Origin of the sequence: Amycolatopsis alkalitolerans (genome assembly GCF_006152065.1) — a bacterium.
Classification (GTDB): domain Bacteria; phylum Actinomycetota; class Actinomycetes; order Mycobacteriales; family Pseudonocardiaceae; genus Amycolatopsis_E; species Amycolatopsis_E alkalitolerans.
On the sequence record NZ_VDFW01000050.1, the window covers coordinates 1 to 26529 of the forward strand.

23 protein-coding genes and 1 tRNA gene are annotated in these 26529 nt (G+C 64.7%); 11 read left to right on the top strand and 13 right to left on the bottom strand.

Annotated elements, in window-relative coordinates; genetic code table 11:
* Positions 1-636 precede the first annotated feature (636 nt).
* From FG385_RS32210 to FG385_RS32225, 4 genes are all read right to left on the bottom strand, one after another.
* Positions 637-1653 carry a restriction endonuclease gene (locus FG385_RS32210; protein WP_139100593.1) on the bottom strand — a complete coding sequence of 339 codons (1017 nt, stop codon included), beginning with the start codon at positions 1651-1653 and terminating at the stop codon, positions 637-639.
* Between the two features lie 64 nt (positions 1654-1717).
* Positions 1718-5311 carry a PIN domain-containing protein gene (locus tag FG385_RS32215; protein ID WP_139100594.1) on the bottom strand — a complete coding sequence of 1198 codons (3594 nt, stop codon included), beginning with the start codon at positions 5309-5311 and terminating at the stop codon, positions 1718-1720.
* 806 nt (positions 5312-6117) lie between these two features.
* Positions 6118-6318, bottom strand: coding sequence for a DUF2188 domain-containing protein (locus FG385_RS32220; RefSeq protein WP_139100595.1), 201 nt, complete (start codon positions 6316-6318; stop codon positions 6118-6120).
* Positions 6315-6602 (bottom strand): winged helix-turn-helix domain-containing protein, encoded by a 288-nt coding sequence (locus FG385_RS32225; protein ID WP_235022924.1) that lies wholly within the window; start codon positions 6600-6602, stop codon positions 6315-6317. The genes FG385_RS32220 and FG385_RS32225 overlap by 4 nt, the downstream gene beginning before the upstream one ends.
* A 185-nt stretch (positions 6603-6787) precedes the next feature.
* Between FG385_RS32225 and FG385_RS34555 the strand changes: the two genes are divergently transcribed.
* Positions 6788-8323, top strand: coding sequence for a transcriptional regulator (locus tag FG385_RS34555; RefSeq protein ID WP_200834760.1), 1536 nt, complete (start codon positions 6788-6790; stop codon positions 8321-8323).
* On the opposite strand, the gene FG385_RS32235 is transcribed toward FG385_RS34555, so the two are convergent.
* The 3 genes from FG385_RS32235 to FG385_RS32245 form a co-directional block, all read right to left on the bottom strand.
* Positions 8289-8660 (bottom strand): signal peptidase I, encoded by a 372-nt coding sequence (locus FG385_RS32235; RefSeq protein WP_407645581.1) that lies wholly within the window; start codon positions 8658-8660, stop codon positions 8289-8291. The genes FG385_RS34555 and FG385_RS32235 overlap by 35 nt on opposite strands.
* Positions 8645-10186, bottom strand: coding sequence for a transcriptional regulator (locus FG385_RS32240; RefSeq protein ID WP_139100597.1), 1542 nt, complete (start codon positions 10184-10186; stop codon positions 8645-8647). The genes FG385_RS32235 and FG385_RS32240 overlap by 16 nt, the downstream gene beginning before the upstream one ends.
* Positions 10187-10298: 112 nt before the next feature.
* Positions 10299-10679: an XRE family transcriptional regulator gene (locus tag FG385_RS32245; protein WP_139100598.1), complete on the bottom strand. Its 381-nt coding sequence runs from the start codon at positions 10677-10679 to the stop codon at positions 10299-10301.
* Positions 10680-10838: 159 nt separating this feature from the next.
* Between FG385_RS32245 and FG385_RS35505 the strand changes: the two genes are divergently transcribed.
* The 7 genes from FG385_RS35505 (at position 10839) to FG385_RS32275 (ending at position 16347) form a co-directional block, all read left to right on the top strand.
* Entirely contained in the window at positions 10839-11033 is a 195-nt protein-coding gene (locus tag FG385_RS35505) for a MerR family transcriptional regulator (RefSeq protein WP_139100599.1), read from the top strand.
* A complete protein-coding gene (locus FG385_RS32255) occupies positions 11030-11365 on the top strand; it encodes a WhiB family transcriptional regulator (protein WP_139100600.1) in 336 nt (111 codons plus the stop codon). The genes FG385_RS35505 and FG385_RS32255 overlap by 4 nt, the downstream gene beginning before the upstream one ends.
* Entirely contained in the window at positions 11362-11697 is a 336-nt protein-coding gene (locus FG385_RS32260) for a hypothetical protein (RefSeq protein WP_139100601.1), read from the top strand. Before FG385_RS32255 ends, FG385_RS32260 begins: the two co-directional genes overlap by 4 nt.
* The gene (locus FG385_RS32265; RefSeq protein WP_139100602.1) at positions 11694-12317 is read left to right on the top strand and encodes a hypothetical protein; all 624 of its coding nucleotides are present in this window, start codon (positions 11694-11696) and stop codon (positions 12315-12317) included. Before FG385_RS32260 ends, FG385_RS32265 begins: the two co-directional genes overlap by 4 nt.
* Positions 12314-14413: an FtsK/SpoIIIE domain-containing protein gene (locus tag FG385_RS32270; protein WP_139100603.1), complete on the top strand. Its 2100-nt coding sequence runs from the start codon at positions 12314-12316 to the stop codon at positions 14411-14413. The genes FG385_RS32265 and FG385_RS32270 overlap by 4 nt, the downstream gene beginning before the upstream one ends.
* A 141-nt stretch (positions 14414-14554) precedes the next feature.
* A complete protein-coding gene (locus tag FG385_RS35170; protein ID WP_235022925.1) occupies positions 14555-15277 on the top strand; it encodes a recombinase family protein in 723 nt (240 codons plus the stop codon).
* The gene (locus FG385_RS32275; protein ID WP_235022926.1) at positions 15181-16347 is read left to right on the top strand and encodes a recombinase family protein; all 1167 of its coding nucleotides are present in this window, start codon (positions 15181-15183) and stop codon (positions 16345-16347) included. Before FG385_RS35170 ends, FG385_RS32275 begins: the two co-directional genes overlap by 97 nt.
* Positions 16348-16453: 106 nt before the next feature.
* On the opposite strand, the gene FG385_RS32280 is transcribed toward FG385_RS32275, so the two are convergent.
* The 6 genes from FG385_RS32280 to FG385_RS32305 all read right to left on the bottom strand — a co-directional run bounded on the left by FG385_RS32280 (position 16454) and on the right by FG385_RS32305 (position 23931).
* Entirely contained in the window at positions 16454-16915 is a 462-nt protein-coding gene (locus tag FG385_RS32280; protein WP_235022927.1) for a hypothetical protein, read from the bottom strand.
* Between the two features lie 614 nt (positions 16916-17529).
* A complete protein-coding gene (locus FG385_RS32285; protein ID WP_407645582.1) occupies positions 17530-20397 on the bottom strand; it encodes a TrlF family AAA-like ATPase in 2868 nt (955 codons plus the stop codon).
* Between the two features lie 449 nt (positions 20398-20846).
* Positions 20847-21857 carry a hypothetical protein gene (locus FG385_RS32290; protein ID WP_139100605.1) on the bottom strand — a complete coding sequence of 337 codons (1011 nt, stop codon included), beginning with the start codon at positions 21855-21857 and terminating at the stop codon, positions 20847-20849.
* Positions 21858-22118: 261 nt separating this feature from the next.
* Positions 22119-23195: a tyrosine-type recombinase/integrase gene (locus FG385_RS32295; protein ID WP_235022928.1), complete on the bottom strand. Its 1077-nt coding sequence runs from the start codon at positions 23193-23195 to the stop codon at positions 22119-22121.
* 29 nt (positions 23196-23224) lie between these two features.
* Complete coding sequence (locus FG385_RS32300) at positions 23225-23710, bottom strand: hypothetical protein (RefSeq protein ID WP_139100607.1); 486 nt, start codon at positions 23708-23710, stop codon at positions 23225-23227.
* 137 nt (positions 23711-23847) lie between these two features.
* Positions 23848-23931: transfer RNA gene (locus FG385_RS32305), tRNA-Leu, on the bottom strand.
* A 182-nt stretch (positions 23932-24113) separates the two neighbouring features.
* Here FG385_RS32305 and FG385_RS32310 point away from each other — a divergent pair.
* The 3 genes from FG385_RS32310 to FG385_RS32320 all read left to right on the top strand — a co-directional run.
* A complete protein-coding gene (locus FG385_RS32310) occupies positions 24114-25280 on the top strand; it encodes a thiolase family protein (RefSeq protein WP_139100608.1) in 1167 nt (388 codons plus the stop codon).
* Positions 25281-25497: 217 nt separating this feature from the next.
* Positions 25498-25926 (top strand): response regulator, encoded by a 429-nt coding sequence (locus tag FG385_RS32315; protein WP_160148941.1) that lies wholly within the window; start codon positions 25498-25500, stop codon positions 25924-25926.
* Between the two features lie 36 nt (positions 25927-25962).
* Positions 25963-26529: HAMP domain-containing protein (locus tag FG385_RS32320; protein ID WP_160148942.1), on the top strand; the 567-nt coding region annotated here is incomplete at its 3' end.

The following is a 26529-nucleotide window of genomic DNA, read 5'->3' on the forward strand; positions in this document are numbered from 1 at the left end:
CCTGTACGACTCAGGCGACCTGACCAGCCTGGTCGCCTGACCCCAGTAACGAGTCTCTACCGAACCCGGGGCGGTTCACCCTCCCGGTGGGGAATTACGTGAGCGAAAACCCCTCAGAGCTGGGGAATTTCATGAGCGCTGACACCGGTTCGGCATGGCGCTGGGCAAAGTCAGGCACGAGCGCGCCGATCAACTGTTCCTGAGGCCACCGGAAGGGCGGCTGGTTGTGTGCGGTGCTCATGACGCCATCATCCGGGACCGACGACACCGCCACACAGCACAGGATCCTGGGGCCTGACCAGCCGAAACTACATTTTTTGACCCACGAGAATGATTAACGTGCGTAGGTACGACATTGGTGAAATTTCGCCAAAACCGGTGTCCGAGGGGGGTCGTGTGCACTATCCCTACGGCTCCGCCTCTGAACAGAGCCGATTCGTTCTAGGCACGTGACAAGGTGAGACCTGCAGCGCTGTGGACAGCCACGGCTCCACACCGAGCTGGCTGAAGTCGGAGCCCATCATCAACGTACCCGCCGAGATGATAAGACCTGCCACGCCGATAGAACGTCCGACCAATCGGCCTCACGGTATGACTGACGATTCCTTGCGTTCGTCGAGAGTCCAGGCTGGTCCGCTATCGAGGATATGTCGCGAGCGCCCTCAGCCAGTACTCCACCATCGGTCGTTCTGCCGCAGTCAGCCGATACCGCCTAGCCTGGCAGTAAGCCAGCGCCCCCGCGGCGAGGGTCGAAGTCGTTGCCACCACGCCGCGTGTCGCTGCTGCCTCGTTAACGTCGCTCCACAGAGCCTTGACCGTCTCGATACCGACCTGTCTGTTGTCGCTGAAACGCTTTGCTTGGACCAGCACGAGCTCGGGTCCGGCGACACCGGTTTCTCGAATTGCCCGAACGTCCACTCCGCCATCTCGGGTCGGCGGAGTGACCGTGACGTGATAACCATGCCGGCGGAAGAACTCGCCAACGAGGAGTTCGAACTGCCTCCAATGCATTTGCGACAAGTCCTCCTGTTGAGCATGAAGGTAGTCGATAAATCGTTGGTCAATTAGTGGCATTGATTCCTGGCTCGCAGCAACATCCTTGGCAACCTCGCCGAGATCAAACAATTCACTCAAGGGCACGGCGCCATCCCACGAAATTCGTTGCGTCCGAAACATCAGATCGACGATGGAGCGCCGTTGGAAATCGTGGGCTAGATCGGCCAACTCTGACGGAATCTCATGCGGATCCATCGGAGCACTCAAGAGCCAGCTAAGACGGACCACGGGCGTCACCGGCAACGGAAACTCGGCCTCGTCGGGGAATGAAGGTATCGTTCTCACAACCTCCGGGTTATCTGCCGCGAATGCCCAAATCAGCTGATTCTGGTTCAAGGGGCTTGGGAGTGCTCCGACCGAGTACAGGAGTCGCATTACCAATGACTCCAGGTTCTCAGCTCGAATACGCACCCGCCGTTGGGCTGGCTCGTGAAGCCAGTCGCGGGGCGAGTAATACCAGGCCGATTCGTCGGTTGATGCGAGGTCGCGATCCAGTAACCGGATAACATCAGCGGAGGTGACGATCAAGCCCGACTTCAGTCCGACATAGTCGCTTAGCTCGTCCGTTAGCCCCACCACGGTAGAGTTGATGTTCATCCGGACTACCTCCTCTCAACAGAGGCTACTCCGTGGCCCGAGTGACCAATCGACAACAAGACCGTCAACGCTTTTCTTCCTTCAGCCCGAATACTACATTGCGTAGTGCCTCACGGTCGTCACCGGTCAACCGGGCGCCGACTCGAGCGAGGGTAGTTGCTGCTGCCGCTGGCCCGACCCTCTGTTTCAATAGGTCGAATAAGTGGGCGGCGGCCAATTCCGTTGGCGCCGCTAAGGATGCCGCTGTCGCAACCTGCCGACACGCTGCAGCGCAGGCGGAAAAGATGTCGGGGTCAAGACTAGATGCCAATACCGCCGTAACAAGAACACCCGCCAAAAGCTCGGGGCACCTCACCCGGTTTACTGCCGCCACGATCCCAGTGCCCGCAGCCCACACCCACATCGGAAGCGCCTCGCTGTCGCTCACGGCTAATTCTGACACCAAACGTCGCCATACTGGAAACGTCGCGGCCAGGTCTGCCCATGTCGTCGCCCGCGAAAAAGTCAGGATTACCGCTTCAGAGCGCCATCCTTCGCTTGCGACGGTCCGCGATATCCAGGATTCGTCCAACGGAAAATCTACATGACACTCGTTTCTCAATACCTCCGTGACTTGAGTCACGACCGGCAGCGGGATGACAGCACGTACGCAAAGTGCGCGAAGGAGCGACAGTGTACTGAATGACGGAACCCCCTCGTTCTGCGCCAAAGTCCGAAGCCCGACGTCATCGGCCCACAACGCATTGCCATTCTGTTTTGCAGACTGAAGTACACTCATCCACGGTTCGACGTCTCGCGGCACGCCATCGTCGCCCATGCGTCTGGCGACGTCCGCCACGGCGAAGGTATTCGCGGTATCACGCATCCACGCTAGTTTCTGTCCAAGCCTATCTAGTTCTTCTTCATTTAACTCCTCGAAGGTGGGGCGCCCCGCGTTCACTTCCCACCCAAGCGTGCCCGACGCCTGCGGAGTACCTTGATCAACCGCTCGAGCCAGATCCAGCTGAGAATCCTCAGTGGTTAGAATCCGAGTAAAAGCTCCGACGAGCTGGGGCCAAGCGTCACGTAAGTGCCACGCTGTAGCTAGAGCTGAAATGTCTATATTTACGGCACCGTCAATTGCCGATTCTGCGAACTGAAGCTCGCGTTCATTTGCATCTCTATCAGCGTGATTACTTGGCGTAAACCCGGCGAGTCGGGCAGCTAGTACATATGCATACGTCTTGCCCGATACGGCGGCTAGCATTCCTACTGGCCAGCCCTGCTTTACATTTTCGTGCCAGGTCCTCACCAGCTCTGCGCGCGGCTCCAGCAAGTTACGAAATGTGGCGATCAGGGCTGTTGTGTCGTCGGGAATCTCAATTATTTCGAAGGAATCAGACGGGTCGGAGTCAGCCGCTCGAAGCGATATTAAACGTTGCCACCTGGAGACTTCGTCGACGGTCACAACGCTGGAGTCTTTCGCTCCCGCCATGAGATAGAAGTTTACAGCGACAGCGCGTATATCGCGCATCGCCGGATCCGCCTCCGCATATCGGAGGGCTCTCGACAGATTTTTGCGAGTCGAGCCATGCTCGGAATGCAAGGCAATCCAGAGAACAACTTCACGCGAGCGCGTTTGATCCGGCTCAGGATCGCCCGACTGCTGTAGTACCTGCCACGCAATATCTGACTTTGCCTGGTTATATAGGGCGTTTACGAGCAGCCATACTTTGTAATCGTCCGAGCCGGACTCGTTTATCCAAGATCGAGCGCGAGCTTCCATTTCTTTCCATGATTTTCGCTTGTTCTCCCAGGCAATGCCAACTTCATGACAAAAATCACGCTCCGGCCAACTTTCCGGTATTGTGCGCAACGCGCGGTCCGCGATTTTGGCGGCGTCCCCAAGACGATCCGCGCGCAACAGGATTTGCACGGCGCTGACACGATGATTGGTGTTGTCGAACCGGTTGGCCAAATCTTCCAGCTCGTCAACGGCATCGTCAATTCGATCACGCGCGAGGTATGCACTCACAAGAAGCCTTCGCGCGCTCTCGCTCTCGCGATTCGGGCGAAGTATGGTAATTGCCTCAGCCGTGCGACCACGTGCGATATGAACTGCGGCGGTCGCGAGCAGTGGAATGTCATCCGTTCTTTGAGCCAGTTCTCGTTCTCCTGGAATCGGCTCGACGCCGGCATGCGCGGCGCTTAACCAAAAGGTAGTTTTTTCGTTCTCGGTGCTAGCCTCAAGCCAGGCCTCGTTGAATGCCTCATTGACTTCGACCTCATTGGCGTTAGATGCTGCTGCCAGTTCTGCCAATATCAGTTTCTTGGAGAATCCTAACGATGACTCGGCGGACCGTCGAGCAATTTCGTGTTTTCCAGTTGCCATCGCGGCCTGTGCGACAGAGAAGAGTACGTCGGGGTCGGCCGCCTCCTCCAACATCGCCTCGCCTTCTGGCTCCAAGGTCCCTTGGCGAATCACGAGGTCAAAGTCATTGGAAAGGAATGCAGCGTCGCAGGCCAGTGCGACGGCTGAGCTGGAGCTCCCTCTCCAGCTTCGACGCAAGTCTCTGGCCTGTCGAGCTAGCTTCAATGCGGACGATACATCCTGTGGCCGGCTAATCGTCCCAGGGCGTTTACTTCGCGCTAGGATGAGGCGCGCCCGCAGCAAGATAATGCCAGCGGAGTCTGGATGATTAGTTGTCCCGGCTTCGAGCAATTCGATTGCGTCGTCCAGGTTGTTCGTATTCTCTAGCGCGAGAGCGAGCAGTAGAACCATTAGAGCGTCCGCCGATATTTGTTGACGGTCGGCATCAACTATTATTTGCCAGTTCTCGCGAATAGCCGCTTCGATCACTTTTCGATACAGCTGATCGCCTTCCGCGGCGCGAGCACGGGACAATAGGGCGTCGATTCGATTGCTGTCGTCCCCGGCGTGCACGCTCTCGTAGGCTGCTCTCGCGTATAGTTTCGCTCTGTCTCGTCCGTCGTCAGCGACGCGCTCAAAATAGCTACTCGCGATGTCATGTAAGCCGTAGGAACTAGCTATTTCAGCAAAAGTGAGCCGCGCAAGCGGCGGCCCGTCAATAAGCCATCCTGGCGGGGAATTCGCGAAGTCTTTAACGAGGTCGCGCGGTTCACCTTGCGCGAATATGGCGGCTATTGTTTCAGCAACGCGACGGGGCATGGCTGGGTCTAACAGTAGACCCCGAACGGCTTGAGGGAGGAGTGTCAAAGAGTCATCGAAAGTGGAATCGGCTCGTAGGACTGCCATTACTTCCGAGTGGCGCTCTTCGGATCGGAAGTCGGCAATTGCTGTTGCCATCGAAGGATCGAGCGTTGGCAAGAATTGCGCGATCGTGGCCCTGACGAGCTTTCCTGCGCGTTCCAAATCTAAGTCGCGGCGTCGCCCGAATAGTTTCCTGGCTTCCGCGTTAGCGAGCGTTCTTACAAGCTCGTCATAGGAATTGTCGTTCCGTGACACCAAGAGGTCCCAGGTATTCTCCGATGTCAGCCATTTTCGATATCCGCGCCTCGTGCGAAGTCCCGTGTCAGCACGCACGTCCGTCCTCAGTTTGTCCACTGAAGACCTCGAGCGCATCTTGTTGACTATTCGCGTGTAGGCATCAGGGGCAGCAACTGAACTAAGAAACCACAACGTAACTGGATCAACCATGTGACTTTGCCCCCGTTGGTGCGCGACCCGATGTCGTACTCTTCTTCGACAGGGCGCACTCAGGCGTTACAAGCGTATGAGCTTCGCGAGGCGGGTCTGTGGCTTGGGGTCACGAGAACTGGCGAAGCGGGACCACACGCGACCGCGGTTGCTGCCTGCCGGGTCTCCGAAGCGCACTCTGCGGCCGACGTAGCGGCGTGATTCGGCCAAGCCAAGCTCTCCATGCTGTCCCTCGCGCGCCGCGCACAGGACAGCAGAGTCGGACAAGTACAGGTCGGCGTTGAGCTGCGGAAACATGGTGACCACCGGATTGGGACATGTTCGCCCACAGGCGTCCCGGCTGCCCCAAACCGGGGGTACACCCCCAGCCAGAGGGTGCTCGGACGACGGGACCTCCTACTTGTTAGCGTCGAGGGCGAGTCGGGCTTCGAGAGCTGCGACCAGGGCGGCGAGGGTGTCGACGCGTTCCGAGAGCGCGTCGACAGGGTGCTGTCCGTTGTCGCACGTCGCTCCGGGCTGACAGCGACCCACGCGTCGATGCTCCCCATGTAGGATCGTCGTTATGCGGTTGGGCGGCCACCCCAACGCGTTCGATAGTGCCGCTAGCGGTCGAGGACTTCGCTTACATTCGGTCTTATTCCACTGAATCTCCCGCCACAATCGATGATGACACTCGGGCGCGTTGTGCGAGTTCGGATTGCGTGAGATCCAATCCGGCCATCCGGTTGTTGACTTCTCTTGCCACCAACGCCCAGCCGGACAGATTTCCATTCATGCTCGATGAGTCCCAGTCAGGTTGCATCAACTCAGCGTTCAGAGTGGTAGCGACGAATGCTTTCGATAGTCGAGTCGCGGCGAAGGATCTTGACGACGCTCGGGCAGTCGGCGCGAGCCTTTGCGGAGGCCGCTTGGATGGCCTCGCGCTTCGCGCTGTGATGCGACAGCACCTGGTCGCCGCGTCGGACGTCCCAGCTGCCGAAAAGTGGCGACACCGCGTATTCGGTCATCGCGAGCCGATCCTGTCGGTAGATCGCATGACGTATGTGCCCTTTGATCGAAGGGTCACGGCGAGGCCGCGTTCGCGTAGTAGCTGCATCGCGTGGCGAGCGGTGCCCAGTGACACGCCGCAAAGCTCGGCGAGGCTCCCTTCGGCGGGTAGGGGCGTCTTCGGCCGAATCTGTCCCGAGGTGATGAGTTCGGCCAACCGTTCGGCAATCACTTCGTAGCGGTAGCGCGTCGGGTCGTTATCGGCTTCGAAGTCGATAGAAGCCAGCAGCTCGATCACGTTCACGCGGTTCTCCTGTCTCGTGCGTTGAAGGCGGCTGACCGGCGGTCGGGGCGACGGCCGGCGCCGAGATCAAGGATTGCGCCGCGCGGGTGTTGTTCGAAGGACGCGAGCCGGCCGTACGCGGGCCATAGGGCGGTCGGGCGCGGTGCTACCGGCTCTGGTCCGCCCGCGTGTGTCACACTGAAATCATGAGCTTCTCAGCGCGCCGTCAGCTCGCGGCCTCGGCGCGCCCGTTCCGCACGGTGCTTGAGCAGAAGATCCGAGAGCGGCGGCTCACCCTGGAGGAGTTCTCCGAGTACGCCGAGCGCTTCGCCCGCGAGAACGCGGAGCCAGGCACGCTGAGCGTGCGTCATCTGAATCGGCTGGTCGCCGGGCATGGGCCGAAAGGGGAGCCGTTGGGGCAGTTGCGACCGGCGACGGCGCGCCTACTGGAGCGCATTTTCGCGGTTCCGGTCGACGAGCTGCTCGCGTCGCCTCGCGGGGCAATGGTGGCGCCGGAGCTGCTAGCGGCGTTCGGATGGCTGGACGGGCATGTCGGAACGCAGGTCACGAGGCGCGTCGCCGAGCTGGAGCGGGCCGAGCTGCTGACCAGGCAGGCTCGACGCGCGCCGGTAGGGCGCGCTGAGGTCGCCGACGCGCTGGCGGACTACTACGGGCGGGTCGCGTTGGGCTACGAATGCGACGGCCGACCGCTGACGACCAGCGTCCTCGCGCGGCCCGAGTGGCTGGACCTGGCGTGCTCGCTGACGCCGGACAGCGAGCGACTCGGGCTCGCCTACGCGGCTGAGGCAGCACTCGGCAACCTCGTCGAGCCTCGCGCCGTCGACCGGCTGGCCGAAGCCGTCGCGCTCGGCGTCCGCATCACCGACGCGCCGGTGTACCGGCTGCTGGACATCGACGTTCAGCCGGGCGCGATCTCCGGAACGGTCGGGCTGGCGTCGTTCGTCGACTACGCGCTGACCGCGGACCTGCTCGAAGGTGAGCTGATCGACGCCTTGGCGGCTGGCGAACGAACCGCGCTGGAGCTGCGCGACCGCTACTTGCCGGACGTCACAAACGTGCTGAACGTCGCCGATCGGCTGTGCGCAGGCGGGCCGCTCGCGCTGTGTGCGATCGCGCGAGCGGCCGACGCCTACCGCGCGGCGGACTACGTGCTGCTCGTCCAGGAGCGATCCGCGCACGTCCTCAACGCGCCACGGCGCCTGTCGGTCATCCCGAAGGCGTTCCACCAGCCGCTCACCGACGTCGCTGCGGACACCCCGATCCGCGCGACGCTGCTGCGCGAGCTGGAGGAGGAGCTGTTCGGCCGTCACGACGTAGACAGCACGGCCGGCGAGCGGCGCGCGGCCGTGCCGATGCATCCGGAACGCCTGTCCGAGCCGATGGCCTGGCTGCTCGAAGACCCCGAACGGCTGCGGATCGAGTGCACCGGCTTCGGGCTGAACCTGGTGAGCGGCAACTACGAGTTCGCGAGCCTGGTCGTTATCGAGGACGAGGAGTTCTGGACGCGGTTCGGCGGGCACGTAGAGGCGAACTGGGAAGCGAGCGGGCTCCGCCTGTACTCAAGCCTCGATCGTCAGCTGCTGGCGGAACTGGCAGCCGACGAGGCATGGGCGAACGAGGGGCTTTTCGCCTTGCTGCAAGGATTCCGGCGGCTCGACGAGATCGGCGGCCGCCGCGTGAACGTGCCTACGACCCGGTTGCTGACGGCCAGCGAACCGTGATCACGGTCGAAGCCTCCACGGCTTCCCATGAGTGGTCGATGCCGGGACCCCACATCACGTAGTCGCCCTGGCGGTTCATGACGACGCTTCCCTCGGTGAGGTCGATCCGAAACTTTCCGTCGACCAGAAGGAGAAGCGTCGTCCGCTCGTCGTCTTGAGTCCACTGTGCACGCTTGTCGCCGGCCGAGTGGATGCCCCACTTCACCTCGACGTCCTTTGTGGAGCGCACATCCGCGGCCGGGTCGATGAAGTGGCCGAGCAGCCAGCCGCGGTTCTTCGAGCCGTCGTCGTTGGCGTTGCCGCTGTACCAGTTGGCACCCACTAACGCATCTCCCATTCGATCATCGGCAGGTCCACCCGGTCGCCACCGATCTGGCCGAGCCGCCGCAACCCCTGCAACAGTGCGAACAAGCCTTCGTTGCTCCACGCTACATCGCTCATTAGCTCGGTGAGCAGCGATCGGTCCAGGGTCGAATACTGCCGAAGCGTCGAGGACTCCCAGTTGGCCTCGATCAAGCCGCCGAAGCGGGCCCAGAACTCCTCGTCCTCGACGACGATCAGGCCCGCGAACTCAAAGTTGCCGCTGACCAGGTTCAACCCGAAGCCGGTGCACTCCATCCGTAGCCGTCCTGGGGCGTCGAACAGCCAACGCATCGCGTCGGACAGCCTGCTCGGGTGCATCGGATCGGCCGTGCGCTGGTCGGCCAGCGTGTTGTCGATGTCCTCCCGCCCGAACAGCTCCTCCTCCATCTCGCGGCGCAGGGTCGCGCCGAGCCGCGCGTCGGCGCGGTAGTCCGTCATCGGCTGGTGGAAGCCCTTCGGGATCACGGCGAGCTTGCGGGTCGCGTTGATCACGTGGCCGGACCGTTCCTGCACGAGCAGCACGTAGTCGGCCGGTCCGCGGAACGGATCGGCGGGGCGCGCGAATGCGCACAAGGCGAGGGTTCCGCCTGCGCAGAGGCGGCCGGATAGGTCGAGCACGGATGCCACGTCCGGCAGGTACCGGTCACGAAGCGGCGTCGAGCCGGGCGCCGGGTCCTCGCCGGCTGCGAGCGCGTCGGTCATCTCGGCTTCGAGGAGGTCCATCGTCAGTGCGTAGTGCACAAACGGGGCCACTCCGAGCGAGCCGCCGATCTGGCCGTCGTGGATGTCGGCGCTGAGCATCCGGTAGAGCGGCATGTTCACGAGTCGCGTCCCGCGCGCGAGGCTTTCTGCGAGCCGTTGCGCGGCGCGTCCTGCGGCCTCGTCATCCAGCGACGGCGTCTCGTTCGACGACGTTGCGAGTGCCAGTCGTTCGGTCGTTCCGATCAGCGAGCAGTCGAGGTCCAGCCACTCGGGCCGGGTCAAGATGCTGGTCGCGGCGTGCTCGGTTGCGTAGCAGCCGTAGCCGTCCGGCCGGTCGCCGTAGTAGCTGCTGAGCGCGTCGGCGATCTCGCGCTGGTTGACGCGGCTGCGTCGGCTCGCGCGATCCTCAAGGCGTCGGACATCCACCTGCCCGAGCCTTCGCGCGACTTCGCGCCGCGCGCTTCCGGCCTGCCATCCGCCGTGTTCGTCGAGCCATTCCAGCGCGGCGCCGATGTTCGGGTCAGCGGTTAGCCGCTCCTCGGCGTCGTTCGGGGCGCTGTCGTCGGTCGCCCCGGAGAGGGCCGCGAACCTGGTCCTGACGGGCTCGGGAGCCTGCTCGAAAGCCGTGTCGAGGAGCTGCTGCATCTCCGACTTGGGGCGGAGCGACGGCTTCTGATGCCACGACGCGACGGTGCGGACGCCGACGCCGAGCAGTTCGGCGAATGCTTCGTTGCTCAGCCGGAGGGCGGCTTGTAGCGCGCACGCGGTGCGGCCGGTCCAGCCGGTCACCGAATCCATCTCGCGGCTCCTGTCATGCATTGAACCTGCACGGGTTCTGCACTCGATCTGCACTGGTCATGCATGGGACGCAGGGCCGATTCACGGTGGAATTGTTGGCATGCAAGAACTTCTACCGCTTCCGGACATAATCGATCACCGTCGCGAGATCGGCCTTCAGGTCGTCGAGACGGTCGGTGATCGCATCCATTCGGCGTTCAAGCGAGTCCAAACGCGACCACACGGTGTCGCCGCGGTCGATCTTCGGCTCGTCGGGCGCCGGCGGCTTCCGGCCGTGCAGCACGGCGTCGAGGTGCTGCGGATGCCAGCCGAGCGCAACGGACAGCGATTCCAACGTGCGGGGGCTACGGCGGCGTTCAACGACATGGTGCTGGATCTCCCGGACAACGGCCTGCGACACGTGAGAGCGCTTCGCAAGCTCGCGTTGGAGCCAGCCAAGCTCGTTCACGCGCGCATTGATCGCCTTCGCGACCGCCGCCCAATCTTCCGCCATCCACTCCTCCGCGCTCCGCCTCGGCGACGAGGTTAGCGGTTCCGCTGCATAGCGCGGTGCGACGCGGCGTGTCGCCGCGATCGCGTGGGCAAACGCGCCCACCCAATGTCGAAATCAGTAACCAGTCGATGAAATCGACAGACTCAAAGGACTTTCACGATGCGTACTTTCAAGATTGACGCCGGACGTCCGGCGTACTACTCGATTCGTAAAGCCGCCTGGATTCTCGGAGTCGAGCCGTCGCGCATTTCGCGGGCAATCCGGCTCGGCAAGCTGCGCGCGGTCCGGCGACACGGCCAGCTCCTCGTTCCGGCCGGGGCACTGACGAGGCTGCTCGGGGGTGGGCCGTCTTGACCTCCGAGGAACGCAGGCTGATCGGTATCGCCTGGCAGCTCGACAGGCTGCGGTGGGCCCCGGACGACGTGCTCGACCGGATCGTCCGCAACGACGGGTTGTGCTTCTGGGCCTACATCGAAGGCGGTCCGCCCGAACTGGCGGGAGATGACACGCCCGACCGCGAGCTGGCGACCCGGTTCTGTGCCGGGTGCCCGGTCCAGGACGAGTGCCTGGAGTTGGAGCTGCGGACGGCAGGTGAGCGCACGGTGGGCGTCTGGGGCGCGATGCCCGAAGACGACCGGCGTGCGCTGTATCCGCACTGGCTCCGGCGCGGGGAGCGTGCCGAATGACTGGGCTGACCTTGACGCCGGTCGAGATGATGGCGGGCCTGGGCGGATTGTTCGTCCTCGCGTCGGTCTGGCGTGCCGGTGCTCGAAGGGCTCGCGCGACGGCCGAAGCGGCGCGTTCCGGTGCGCGGCTGGCGTCGCTCGCGGGGCGGGTGCTGTTCACGGCCGGGCTCATCGTGGCTGTGCAGTGGGTGGTGATCACGTACGCCGGCCGGGGGTGGCTCCTGCTCGGAGTGCTGGGCGCTCCCGCGTTGTTCGCGGCGTACACGCTCACTCGGGCGCTGACGATCACCACACAAGACGCACCGCGGCGCCGAGGTGGTGGTCGACGATGACCAGGAACCCGAAGCGGACGGCCGGCCCCGAACCGGTCGAGCGAGTCGCGGTGCAGGTGGATCGATTGTGCTGGACCGGGATTCTGCTCGGGCTCGCGTTCACGATGACGAACGTGCAGCAGTTCGCGGCGGCTGGCGCGCGGCCGTGGTCGTCGACCTGGCTCGGTGCCTGGCTGCTCGATCCGATGGTGTCGCTGGTGCTGCTCGCGATCCTCCGGGCCGAGCAGGTGACCGCGCGGTACCAGGTCCGGACTGGCGCATGGGTGCGCGGCGCGAAGTGGTTCACGCTCGCGGCGACGTACGTCATGAACACGTGGCAGGCATTCGCGGAGCGTTCGCCGGCGCTGGTGGTGCTGCACTCGGTCCCGCCGTTGGTCGTGTTTGTCGCGGTGGAGGCGGTGACGGACCTCCGGGACAAGCTCGGAGCGGCGATAACGGCGGCGTTCACGGATTCGCCTCGGCGTACATCGTTCGCCGACTACCTCGCGGCGGCGCGTGCCGCGTACGCACCGGGCACGTTGGTCACGCCAGCGTGGGTCCGTGAGGTGACTGGATGCTCGCGTGGGCTGTCGTCCCGCCTGGCCGCTGAGCTGCGGGCGGAGGTGGGGAAGCGGTCATGAACGGTGATGAGGAAGCCGTGAACGCTTCGCTGCCGGTGCGCGCGGAGCCGGTCTACGAGGCCGAACTGGTCGACGACGCTCCGCCCGTACCGAGCTTCGTGTCAGGCCGGCTGTTCTGGCAGCGATCGCGCTTCGTGCCAGTCGCCTTCAAGTCGCGGCAAGCGCTCAAGCAGGCCGTTCGCGATGTACTCGTAGGGCTGGCGCGGTCGCCGTTCACGTTCGCGGGAGCGGTCGGGCGTGGCCTCGTCGTGTGCGCGCGGGCCTGGCGTCGGTGGGTGCGGGTGCACGACTACCGCGAGGCGGCCGAGCAAGCGGAGAAGCTGGCGGACAAGTTCGTCGAGATTCGGGCGTTGACGTTGTTCCGCTGGAAGGTGAGCGGGGCCGTCGCGGCGGCCGCGGGAGTCGTGCTGCTCGTGGCCGATCTCGTGTACGGCTCGCTGGCTCTGTGGATCGCGGGCGGCGTCGGTGCCGTGGCTCTGGCGATCGCTGGACGACGGAAGGACGGGGCGCCCGGACGTAAGGCAGTGCTCGCGGGGCCGCGGACGCTGACGTGGACGATGGATCCGCAAGTGCTGGTTGACGCCTTCCGAGACGCGAAGCTGATCGGCAAGGACGAGTCGCTACGGCTCGTCGAGCGGGCCTCACGCGTCGGAGCAGGATGGGCGATCACCGTGGACCTGCCGGCGACCCGCAAGGCCGCGGATGTGATCAAGCACCGGGACGCGCTCGCCTCGGCGCTCGCGGTCGACGAGGTTCAGTTGATCGTCGAGCGGGTCCGGGGGAGAGGCGGCCACGCGGGGCGCGTGTTCCTGTGGGTCGCTGACGAGGACCCGTACTCAGGTCCGCCACGCCGAACACCGCTGCTGGACGTCGAGTGGTGGGACGCGTGGCAACCGGTGCCCTTCGGCCGGGACGCTCGCCAGCGGCGGATCGACCTACCGCTCGTGTGGACGTCGCTCCTGATCGGCGCGATTCCCCGGCAGGGGAAGACGATGGCGGCTCGGCTCGCCGCCGCCGGGTTGGTTCTGGACCCGCACACGCGGCTGTACGTCTTCGACGGGAAGGGCGGTAAGGACTGGAAGGCTGTCGACGACGTCGCGCACCGGTTCGTCTGCGGCGACGAGCTGCATCACGTCGAGCAGGTCCGGGACTACCTCGTCGAGCTGGTCGCGGAGGTGCAGGCACGGTACGCGCGGATGTCCGCGCTTGACGACGAGATCTGTCCCGAGTCGAAGATCACCCCGGCGATCTCGCGTGATGCCGGGCTGAACATGCCGATCACTGCCGTGATCATCGATGAAGTCCAGGTCTTCCTAGAGAATCCGGCAAAGATTGTTGTAGGAGGCAAGAAGACCACGCTCGGCGAGTACATTGTGGACCTTCTAGCTTACCTCGCACGCAAGGGCCCCGCGGCGGGCATCGTGGTCGTGCTGGCCACCCAGCGGCCGGACTCGCAGACGATCCCCTCGCGGCTGCGGTCCGTGCTCGGCTCACGCTTCGCTCTGCGCGTTATGGACTGGCGGGACTCGAACATCGTGCTCGGGGAGCAGATGAACACGCGAGGATACGACGCTTCCGCGCTGCTGCCACGCCACAAGGGCGTCGGCATCCTTCGGCCGGACGGTGACACGGACGCCGGAGCCGACTCGCTGGCCATGACCGTGTGGACGGACTACCTGGCGAACTCCGAATGGCAGGAGATCTGCGCACGAGGGCGCACGCTCCGCGAGTCTGCCCGAACGCTGTCCGGCCACGCGGCCGGCGATGACACCGCGAGGCCGATCGACTCGGCGGCCGTGGTCAAGGCGCTCGGAACAGGCGAGCAGGCTGTCGACCTGCCAGAACCGCTCGCGTCGGTGGTTCGCTACCTGGGCGACGAGATCGACGAGCGGGAGTTCGTCCCGACGGCCGAGCTGGTCGAGGCCCTGGAGGTTGAAGCGACCGCGTTCGCGCGGCAGATGGGCGAACTGGGTTGCCGCCCGGTTCGGCATTACGTGTCTGCTGACGACGGGGAGGTCAAGCGGGTGCGCGGCTACCTGGTTGACCAGATCAGAGCCGCCGTTACTGAAATCAGCAGCGAGACCGGTCCGACATGAGCGATCGCGACGAGGAGATCACGGTCCGCATACCGGCTGATCCACCTGTTCTAACCAGGGATGTTTGCCGCATACTGCTAGAGCTACTGATCGAGCTGGCCGAGGTGCCCGTCCTGGACGGGCCTCGGGAGAGGGGGTCCGATGACTGTTGAAATTGACTGCGACCCGTGGGCGACGCTCGACGGCCTCCTGGGTGTCGAGGCCGTCGAGCCGGTCGACAAGGGGATCGGCCCTGTCGCGTTCTACGGACGTTGCTCGACCGAGGACAACCAGGATCCGGAGACCTCGCACGGCTGGCAGGTGAACAACGCGCAGAAGTTCGTCGAGCCGCTCGGTGGGCGAATAGCGGCGGATTATTTCGACGTAGGCCAGTCGCGTTCGGTGCCGTGGGAGCGCCGCGGGGAGGCGGGACGGCTGCTGGCGGCGCTGAAAGACCCTGCGCGCGGCTGGGACGCGGTGGTCGTGGGAGAGGGGACGCGGTGTTGGTTCGGGAACCAGTTCTCCCTCATCGCGCCGAAGTTCGCCGCGTACGGGGTGGACCTATGGGTGCCCGAGCTGGGCGGGAAGTTCGACCCTCGCAACCCCTCGCACAAGATGCTGATGAGCGTGCTCGGCAGCATGTCCAAGCACGCGTCCGAGCTGCGATGGACGCTCAGGTGGTCAACGAGGGACGCCACCAAGGCGGCCGGGCGCCTTACGGATACGTGGTCGTCGATGGCGGGCCGCATCCGAACCCACGGAAGGCGGCAGAGGGCTACCGGTTGCGGGTGCTCGCGGTCGATGGGGACGCGGCGGAGGTGGTGCGGCGGATCTTCGCCGAGTACCTGGCGGGCAAGGGTGATCGGGCCGTTGCTGCCGGTTTGAACCGAGACGGCATTCCGTGCCCGTCTGTGCGGCGACCGGAGCAGAACAGGCACCGGCTCGCGGACGGCTGGCAGGGCAGCACAGTGCGGGTGATCTTGGAGAACCCGCGGTACACCGGGTATGCATTCTTCGGCCGGTGGACGAAACACGAGACGTTGCTCGATCCGGAGGACGTCTCGGCGGGGCATGTGGTGCGATTTCGTCGGTCGGAGCCCGAGCGCATCGTCCGGTCGCGGCGGCCAGCGCATCCCGAGATCATCTCAGTCGAGGACTTCACTCAGGCTCAGTTGTTGCGTCGCTCGCGCGGCGCGGGCGGGATGCGTGGGCGGGCGCAGCTGGAGCGGAGCCGGCAGACGGGCACGCGGCCGTACGTGCTTCGGGGTCGGGTTCGGTGCGGCATCTGCACGCGGCGGATGCAGGCTGCGGTCATTCGCAAGCAGGAGGTCTACTACCGGTGTATGGCGCGCACACTCGCACCTGGTTCAGCGGCGCTTGCTGATCATCCGCGCACGGTGAACCTGCGGGAGTTCGATGTGCTGGAATCGCTGAACGGCTGGATTGGCCAGTTGTTCAACCAGGACAACGTTGATCGCACGGTCACGGCTTTGGTCGGGTCGCAACGGGATTCCCTGACTTCGGCACCGCGCGAAACGGCACAGAAGCGCCTCGCTGACGCGGAGGCGAAGATGCGGCGCTTCCAGGCAGCGATCGAAGCGGGCGTCGATCCGGTTGCTTTGGTCGACGCGATCAACGAGGCACAGGCAAAGCGTGCGGCGGCACAAGCCGAAGTGGAGGGTGCGCCGCCGCCGCCAAGCGCGGTCAGTGAGGCTGAGGTCTACGCCATGATCGACTCGCTGGGCGACGTCGGCGCGGCACTGAAGTACGCCGACCCGGATCACCTGGGCGGCTTGTACGAGAAGCTGAACGTCGAGCTCATGTATGAACCAACGGGGCGCACCGTCATTGCGTCGGTATCGCCCCGTGTGGTTAGCGCGTGTGTCCGAGGGGGGAATCGAACACCTGTTCGCGGCATCCGTGCACAGGATGCGTGTTCATGGGATGGACCATAGCTCGGTCCGGTGCGGGAGCGCTACCAGTTCGCGGATGGCGCGCGGCAGGCCGAATGTCGTATCGGTTTGAGCAGGTCATAGCCGGACTCGTTGCAGGGCCGGGCGGTCAACGAAGACCGGCGGCGAGCGTTTTCAGTTCGGTGGCCAGGGTGGGGGAGGCGTAGGTTTTCACAACGTCGGTCCTGGCGGGGCAGGTGTCCAGGCTCGGGCATACTAGCGGGATGATGGCGCGCAGCGATTTGGACAGGTGTGCCGCTGGGAGTGTGCCGAGGATCTGTTTGACTCCGAACGCGGACCCGGCGCTGAGGATTTCGGCGAGGAATTTCGGGAAACCGAGTGCGAGCAGCGCGACGCGGATGGGTGTTTGGGCGAGTTTGGCGTAGGTGGCCGGGTCGAGACCTTTCGACAGGTCGTTGAGGCAGACGCAGAGGCCATGTCCGCGGTGGCGGATTCGGCGACTCCACGAGACCTTGTCGATGGCGCGGTTGGCCAGACGCACGTAGAAGCCGTCCTGGTCGAAGACATACGCGACCGCGTCACCGGCGACGACTGAGGGATCCCGGGTCAACGACTCCCTGGCGAATTGGCGACGCTCCACGTTCCGGTCGGGTTTCGGTACGACGTCGCGTGCCGGCCTTGGTGTCCGCGGCGGGGCGGTCTGTGGAGTTGCGTGGCGCGACGGCCCTGCCCCTGATGTGGCGTTCCAGCTTGTGCGGTGATATGGAGTCCGCGTGCTGCTATTGCGTTGGGAGGCGGTGCGGCTCGGAGTTCGGCTACATTCGCGTCCTCGGTCGGATCCGTAGACGTGGTTACCTCCGCACGTTGAGCAGTGGTACTGATTGCGGGGAGGTCGGCGGTGCGCAGCCACGATTCCACGCTAGGAATGATGTGGACGCTGGTCACTCCGCTGATCCGGTCCAGACCAGAGGCAGGCCGATCACCCCTCGCGTTGTAATTCGTCCTTGTGAGTCAACACCTCACGGGTGGCTGAGTTGGTACGGAGCGATCACTCGCTCGCTTGCCTGCAATCATCGGCGTCAGGTGACTTTGACGGGCTGATCGCCACGCCGATCCGACTTCGATAGTCCGTCCCCTGTGTGGAGGGCGCGACGCCTTTATTGTCCCGCAGCTGGCCCTTTTGGGGGCTCCGCCCGAGGGCATGGCTGGGCCGTCCGGCTCGGCTCAAGTCCGCGGGCTCTGTAAGGCCGCACGGTAGGTGTTGAGTTCGTTGTTGTAGCGCCGTTCACGGCGGACGAACGCCTCCACGCCGCCTTCCATGATGGTCTGAATGTCCGCTCGTACATGCTTGTCCTCGAGCGCGCCACAGTGTTCAACGGTCCCGCTGTCCGACGTCCGGGTTGTGCGCACCCGCACCCCATCGCCCTTGTTCTCGAGGACGACGACTCGTTCCGCGTCGGCATTGACGGGGATGTTTGCGTTGTGGGTGACGACGACGAGCTGGCGCGTCCACCGGCTGGAGCGAAGCTGAGTCACGATGAGTTGCGTTATCCATTCCGTGTCGAGATCGTCCTCTGGCTGGTCGAGGACAAGCGGCTCGGTTCCGTGGTGGAGTACAAAGCTGAGCATCGCCGCGCTGCGTTGACCCGGTGACCCCGCGGTCAGGGGAACCCACTGCTCGGCCTGATCCGATGTGTCGCGACGGAATTCCATTGTCACTGTTTCGTCGGCGATCTCGGCCGCGAGCCGAGTCCGTACGAGAGGGTCTAGGCCGCGGAGACGCGTGGCCCAGACGGCGCGTAATGGGACTTGCCGGGCGATCTCGCCGAAGTCGCCGGTCACGCACGCTTCGCGCCAGAGCTGCACGCGATCGTCGTGTTCGGCGACACGGGCCCAGAGCCACTCGGCGAGCGTCGGTACATCCTCAAGAAAGCCGTCGGAGCGCAAGCCAAGTAACTCGCGAACCTTGACCGTCCAGGAGGAGGTGTCGGTTGCGGGCTGCAAGGTGAAGCGGAGTATCCCGCTGCGCTGTGCAATCTCGGCCAGCAGGGTCTCGCGGCGCTCATGGCGTTGTTCGTGGAGTTGTTCCAGGGCTTGCCAAGCAGTGTTTGTAGCCGTTTCGAGTGACGGGACTTGCTCTGAACGTCGATCAAGGTCGGCCAACGCCCGCGTCTGCTGGTGAAGTTGGTCGCGGACTTGTTCGTAGGCGGCCGGATCGAGGCCAAGGGCGGACAGCTCTTGGAGGTAGGCCTCCGAGTCGTCGGCCGCAGCGACCACCTGTGCTTGCCATTCTGATGAGGTCCGTTGCTCTGATGCGACTGTCAGGGACCGTGCTGCCGTTTCAGTTGCGGCCTTCACATCGGCGCGAAGTTTGGCGCGGACGGTGTTGAGCTGTCCGGCCAGGTCACCGAAGTCTGCTGGTGCGGCCACACTGACGCTGTCGGTGACAGGCAGCGCGCCGGGGGCCGGGAGGACCTCGTCGGCGCGCGTGACGAGGGCGTCGATCGCGAGTTCGATCTCCTGAACGGCGGAGTCGAACCATTGGGCTTCGGCCAGTCGCTGGTCGTTCCGGGCTCGCCGAAGCTGGCTTGCTTCATCGTCGAACGCTGCGACCTGGCGGGCGAGTTCCGCCACGCGCTGGCGAATTTGCGGACGTTGCGCGACCGCGGCGCGCTCGGCCTCCAGCTTCCGGGCGGCGCCGACCCAGGTGGAGCGGGCTTCGTCGAGTTGCGCCTCGAAGTCGTCGCGGGTGCCCGTGCCCGGGTTGGCCGCGGCCAATGCGTCGTCGACGAGGACGAGGAGGTTGCGCGAAGTGGCGTGCGGGTTGTCAGGGGAGTTGGCGGCTCGCTCGAACAGTTCCTTCTGGCTGATAACACGCATGCGGAAGTCGGTCGGCGTGTCCTCACCTCCGTGCTCTGTGCGAGAGCCCGTGTTTGCGGTCCAACTCGCTGTTTGGATCTCCCCGCTGTGCGGCAGGTGGTGAGTGGTGCTCAGGGTGGCATCGGCGAAGATGGCTCGTTCGAACTGTTCCGCCTCTTGCCGGGCTTGACTGGGTAGACCGGCAGCGTCGCCGTAGAGGCTGCGCAGGGCATTGACCATGGTGGATTTCCCGGCGCCGCGGCCGCCGATGAGCACTGTCAAGTGCTGGTCCAGGGCAACAGTCACGGGCCGGGACCCGGTGACCGAACCGGTGACTGTGATCTTTTCAACCCAGGCGTGTGTGACGTTGTTCGGTGTCTGGTGGCCATCGCGGTAGCGTTCATCCCAGTCGCAGATGATGCGCGCGTCGTAGTCGAGAAAGGCCTGGCGTATCCCTTCGAGCGTCGGTTTCGCCATCCGGATCCAGGTGTAGTGCGATCCCAGCTCGTCGAGGCTGTACGCGTCGCTGGTGGAGACGAAGGGCAGAGTCTTCAAGCAGGGGAAGTTCTTCAGTTCGCGGCGGATGAATCGAGCGCGAAAGCTGCTGGCGTCCGCGAGATCCGCGCCGTCCCCGACATCGACCGCGCCGAGCCGGTCGTGGTGCAGGGCTTTCCACCGCAGGCTGCCTTCTATGGTGTTTCCGCTGGCGAGGCCGTTGTCGGTGAACACATGCGGCGCGATCGCGAGAAACTCGTCCGGGAGCTTGTCAAGAATCTGAGGCAGCGTATTCGGTGACGGCGCTGGGTTGTCCGGGCGTCCTGGTTCGAACGGCGGGTGATCAGTGCTGAATCCACACGGCCCGTGCAACAGCGGGCGAAGATCGTCTGCCGAACGGGCAGGGTCGCCGAAGATGACGAGGTGTGCGCCATCCGATCCGCTCGCCGTGGTCACCTCGAAGCCGGGAAACACCACCACCCCATTGCGTTGGCCAGCCTCGACCATGATGTCCACCCAGCCAACACTGTTGTGATCCGCCAGGACCAGCGCATCCAGCCCTGCGGCCGCGGCCGCCTGCATATAGCGATCCGCTGCCTTCTGACGGCCGGCTTCGGTATCGAGGTGCCAATCCGCGTCCGGCCCCTTGAATCTCGGCTCCCGCGGCGTCGCCACCTGCAGATCACACTTCCACCACCGAGACAAAGTCGGCTCCCACTTCGATAGTCTTTGATCCACCCAATTGACGGCTCGCAAATAATGACCCGAGTCTGGTTGGAGATCGATTCTGCACGATGGGGCTACCGGGGACGAGGAGGCGCGCCGAGCGGTCGGGTTGGTTGCCTTGAAAATGACGATCCGAATCGGATGTACATGGCAAATTTCCTACCAGTCAAAGTAGTTTGTAAAAGGTCGACAGATCATGACGTCTCGCCTCGACCTGTCTCGGCCTGGTGATGTCGAGCAGGTTGTGCACGAGACCGGAGGGTTGGACGCATGCCTGTGGTGGCACGGGGAATAAGGACTGTGCGTCGACTTCAAGTCAATGCGGACCGCGAATCAGTCTGCAAGTAATAACATTATCGGAACGATCTTTGATCGGATTAGCCAGCTTGATGACGCCGACCAAGTGTTCGCCCTGAGGTCGTTAACGAATTTATTGAGTGGACCGTCAATGATGCAAGCGATTATCGACGGTTCCGTCGCCGCGCCGCGTTCTGAAGTTTCCTCTTGGCCTTCTTATGGGCGACCGGTTCTCTAGCGTCCTTTAGGGATGGCCGACCATGACGCATGCGGCTCGAAGCCACGCTTCGCCAGTTGGCCAAAATTTTAGGCAGGTGGCGCCGACTATTGAGCCATCTCACTGCGACACGCGCATATATATCATTTGTTTCTTCGAATTCCTTCGCAAACTCCGGTTCAAGTACGCGTCGCGCGATCGTCGTGTACATCGAATCTCGTGCGAACCGCTCCATGCCCTGTACCTTGCCCACGCCTGGGCAGAATGCTCCACCTATGAACCAGGCCGCGCCGGCCATAACGCTCCCTGAGTCCTCACCCTCGGTCGCGGTCAAGCTGGTTAGAAGATTGGTGAGCTCTTGCTCCACGTCGTCGATCTTTATTTCAAGCTCGTTGTCAAGAGCTTGCTGATAGGCCTCAGCAGCGTCGGCAGCGGAGGAGAGCCGGTGGGATCGCTCGGCCTCCGAATTTTCGAAGTGTAGGACGAACTCGGAATTCTGGAGTCCGGAGCGCCCGCCGAAGACCCGTTTGGTTTGCTGAAATCCTGTCAGAAATACGACGCCCGGACGCTTCATTCCCTTGCGAATTTGATCGCCTAATCGGGCGTAAGGTGAGGAAACAAAGGGGCACACTTGAGCCGCATATAATCCACAAACCTCGTGGACCGGTGCCTCGTTAGATATGAAGGACTTCGATTTCGCGGATGATTCTTCAAAAGAAACTTGCCACCGTAGCTCGGCTGCAAATGGGAGGCCGCACACAGCGCAGAGATCGAAGGTGGCGAGGGCGAGCTTGCGCTTCTCCGACAATGAGCCAAAGTCGACGTGTCCGGGGGCCTGGTCGACCGTGGCTATGATCGGGTATCCACGCGGATCGACACGGAGATGTGCGAGCCGCGCCGGTTTCCGTATGGAAGCCGGTCGCTTGCCAGCGTGTTCACTCGTTACACCGAGTTCCATTCCGCCAGTATATGACAACCAACCGTACGGCCGCGGACATCCCGGGAGAATCCCCGTTACGCGTTTCTGCCAGCTGTGGAGGCTTTCCCAGTGCAGGTTGTTGGGAGCGCGTTAGGTGATCGGGCTGGTCTGTTCGGATGACTTCCGAGCCATCGGTCGTCGGGAGGAGCGCCATCTGCCGTCGCGGCTCTGCCCAGTGCAACAGAGGGGGAGCGGCGATGGCTGCGTTGAGCGGTGTGGACGTCATTGAGACAGTCGCCGCTAGTCGTCGCAACTCACCACCATGTGTGGTGCGGTGCTTGCGAATGGCAACGGCCCGGAGGCCCGGGGGTTCCGAGAACCGGGTATTGGTTCAGAGTCTGCGAGGGGGTGGGGTTGGCCGGTCATGGCCGTGAGGGCGGTCGCGACGGCGTGGAGGTCGGCTTTGATGTAGGTGGTGGTGGCTGCGCCGGTGGTGTCGGTGTGTCCGGCGTAGGCGCGGGCGATGCCGTAGCCGAAGTGGCGTTCGACCCAGGTGAGGGTGGTGTGCCGTAGCCAGTGGGTGGAGATGCCCTGGTTGGCCACCCACGGGAGTTGTTGGCCGATGCGGTGCCAGAGGTGGTCGTAGCGGCGGCTGGTCAGCGGGCGGCCGTCGCGGTAGCGCAGTAGTGGCTCGCTGGGTGTGGCGGCGTGGCGAGCGGCGGCGTGGTCGGCCAGGCTGGTGGCGAGGTCGGGGCTGATGGGTTGCCAGCGGAGCTTGAGACCTTTCTCGATGAGCCGGATGAGACAGCGATCGGCGTCGAGGTCGTTGACTCGTAACGCGAGCGCGCCACCGCGTCGGCAGGCGGTTTCGGTGTGCAGACGCAGCAGCAGCGCGTCGAGGATGACATCGTTGCCGCTCGTTCGTGCGGCAGTGTTGATGTGGTCGAGTTCGTCGGCGGTGAGGGCGCGCCGGTGGTTCGGCAGTCGGCGAGGTTTGGCCACCCGGTGCGCAGGGCTGGCGGGCGGCGCGATGAGGCCGTCGGCGATCGCTCGGGTGTAGATGGCGCGGGCGGCGGCGATGACGTGTTCCCCGGCATGCCGTCCATGTCTGCTGTTGCGCCGGGACACCGCGGTGCTGGCCATGTCGTGGCGCATGGCTTCGATGTCGGTGGCGGTGATCTCGTCGAGTCGGCGGTCGCCCCAGTGGGCGAGCATCCGGTCCCAGTAGGTGCCGTAGGTGCGGTTCGCGCCGGGGCCGGCTGCCGCGCGGACATGGTGGAGGTATGCGCTTAGGGTCGGTAGTCCTGCGGTGGTGGCGTTGTCGTGGGCGTGGAGATCGGCCAGGCTCACACCGAGCTGGGCCAGAAGCTGTCGCACGACAGCGACCGTGGCCGCATGCGGGGACGTCATCGTGATCCTCCGAGAATCTCGTGGTGGAAGTCGGCCAGGAGCCGGGTCAGAGTCGCGGCGGCGTACACGAGGAGCGTGTGTTCGCGCGGTATGCCAGTGAGAACAAGGGCAGGGCCGCGGTCGATCCCGCACATCTGGCGCGCGGCCGCCGGCAAGGTGACCGCACCGCGTGTGTCGACGCGATGGTGGCCTGTGGGATCGGCGACGAGCACGATCACCTCGCCGCGGGATTCCAGCCAGAGCCGCTGGCCTGGACGCCAGCCCAATGCGTCGAACACCGATCTCTCACGCACACGACCGGTCCGGTCGACACGCGCCATCCCGACCACCATGTCCGATTTGGAGTGTTGACCGGCGTGGGGTGCGGGCAAGTCGGGCAGACGTACCGGTTCGGTCTGGCGCGCGGCGAAGTCGGGCACGAGTGCACTGATCAACTGTTCCGAAGGCCGCTGTGGCGGCGGCTGGTGACGTCGGGTGCTCATGACGTCATCGTCCGACGTTGAGGGCACCACGCGTAGGCCCCGCAGCAGGGGCGTGACCAGCGAAAACTACGCCCCTTGACGCGGCCGCACGCCTGTAGGGCTTAGACGCAACGTTGGTGAAATTCCGCCAGGACCGGTGTCCGAGGGGGGACTTGAACCCCCACGCCCGTTAAGGGCACTAGCACCTCAAGCTAGCGCGTCTGCCATTCCGCCACTCGGACTTGCTGGGGTACAGACTAGCTCACGGAAAAAGCCCCCGTATCGGGGGGTGGTGACGAACGGTGAGGCCCGGTTGCGATATGGGCACCGGTCGGTTACGCCGAGTGGCCAAGCGGCGAGAGTTGTGAAATCCAACTAACTGGCGTATACCCGTGAGTAGCTTCTTCTACGTCAGGGAGGGACCATGCGCGACGCGGTGATCGTCGATGCTGTTCGAACGCCGGTCGGTAAGGGAAAGCGCGGGGGAGCCCTCGCCGGGATGCATCCCGTGGACCTGCATGCGCACGCCATCCGCGCGCTGGTCGAGCGGGCGGGCATCGACCCGATTCTCATCGACGACGTCATCAGCGGCACCGTCGGGCAGGTCGGGGAGCAGAGCTCCAACACCGCACGCTGGGCCGCCCTCGCGGCGGGGCTGCCGGAGTCCGTCCCGGCCGTCAGTGTCGACCGTCAATGCGGATCGTCGCAGCAGGCGATTCACTTCGCGGCCCAGGGCGTGCTCGCCGGCGCGTACGACATCGTGGTCGCGTCCGGGGTCGAGTCCATGAGCCATGTGCCGATCGGCAGCCAGGCCATCGGGAAGGACTTCCTGGGGCCGAGTGTGGCCGCCCGCTACCCGGAAGGGCTTGTACCACAGGGCATCAGCGCCGAACTGATCGCCGACAAGTGGCATCTCTCCCGCACGCGGCTCGACGAGTTCGCGGCGGAGAGCCACCGGCGCGCGGCCGCGGCCTGGGGCGACGGGCGTTTCGCCAACGACGTCGCGCCGCTGCGGCAGCTCGAAAGGGACGAGTCCATCCGGCCTTCGACGACCGTAGACATCCTCGCCGGGCTCAAGCCCGCCTTCGAGGCCGACATCTGGCGCGAACGCTTCCCACAGCTCGACTTCAAGGTCACCGCGGGCAACTCCTCACCGATCAACGACGGCGCCTCCGCGGTCCTCATCACCAGCAGCGAGACGGCCCAGCGTCTTGGGCTGAGGCCCCGGGCGCGGTTGCACAGCTTCGCCGTCGTGGGCGACGACCCGCTGTTCATGCTCACCGGCATCATTCCCGCCACCGCCAAGGTTCTCGACCGCGCTCGACTGTCCCTTTCGGACATCGACGCGTTCGAGGTGAACGAGGCGTTCGCGAGTGTCGTGCTGGCGTGGCAGGCGGAAACCGGCGCCGATCTGTCCAAAGTGAACGTCAACGGCGGCGCCACCGCGATCGGGCACCCGCTGGGCGCGAGTGGCGGGCGCCTGATGACGACCCTGCTCTCCGTCCTCGAGCAGCGCGAAGGCCGCTACGGTCTGCAGGTCATGTGTGAGGCCGGCGGTCTCGCCAACGCCGCCGTCATCGAGCGGCTCTGAACCGATCCGCGACACGTCGGGTTCGATCGCCGAACGCGGAATCGCGTCCCCGGCGGACATCGCCGTGGGCGTGACGACCGGCCTCGGCTGACCGAGCAGGGAGTGCCCGAGGTGGGAGACGATCGTCCTGTGCCTGCTCATCAGGCTTTTCCACGCCGGGCCCGGTGTGTTCGGGGTAAACTCGGAAAGCCCGCGACCGCGCAGCCGGGAGATGATGGTGAGCCGCGAACAGAACCCGATCCGGTTGCTACTGGTCGAAGACCATTCCCAGGTGGCGATGGCGCTCGACGCCGCGTTCGAAACCGTGCCGGACATCGAACTGGTCGCGCGGGTCCGGGCCATCGGGGAGGCAATCCCCGCCGTCGGTGAGCACCGGCCCGACGTGGTGCTGCTGGACCGGAGGCTGCCCGACGGCGACGGGATCGACGCGATCGGCCGCCTGCGCGAGCAGAGCCCGGACAGCCGGATCCTCGTGTTCACCGGCGGCGCGGACCAGTCGGTGGCCGCGCGGGTGGCCGCGGCCGGTGGCGCCGGGCTGCTACTGAAGGCGGGGCTGCTCGAGGACCTGCTCGACACGATCCGGCGGGTGGCGGCCGGCGAGGACTCGTTCGAGGCCGACCTTCCGGGCCGGCCCGCTCCCCGCTGACGTGCGGAGCCCGGCGACAACACCGAGGGGTGCTCGATGACAGCACGACAATCGCCGGCCGGACAGGCCGCCGGACCCGTGGACGACGGGCGGCTGGGGCAGCTGCTCGCCGGGCTCAAGGCCGTCCGCGACGGGGACTTCAGCACGCGGCTGCCTCAGGTCGGGGACGCGCTGCTGGACGAGATCGCGGGCGTGTTCAACGGCATGGTCGACCAGCTCGCGCTGTTCACCACCGAGGTCACCCGGGTCGCGCGCGAGGTCGGCAGCGAGGGGCGGCTCGGCGGGCAGGCCCAGGTGCCCGGGGTCGCCGGGACGTGGCGGGACCTGACCGAGTCGGTGAACGCGATGGCCGGCAACCTGACCGACCAGGTCCGCTCGATCGCCGAGGTCACGACCGCCGTCGCGAAGGGCGACCTGACCCAGAAGATCACCGTGGACGTCAAGGGTGAGCTGCTGGAGCTGAAGAACACCATCAACACCATGGTCGACCAGCTGTCCTCGTTCGCCGACGAGGTCACGCGGGTGGCGCGCGAGGTCGGCAGCGAGGGGCGGCTCGGCGGGCAGGCCCAGGTGCCCGGGGTCGCCGGGACGTGGCGGGACCTG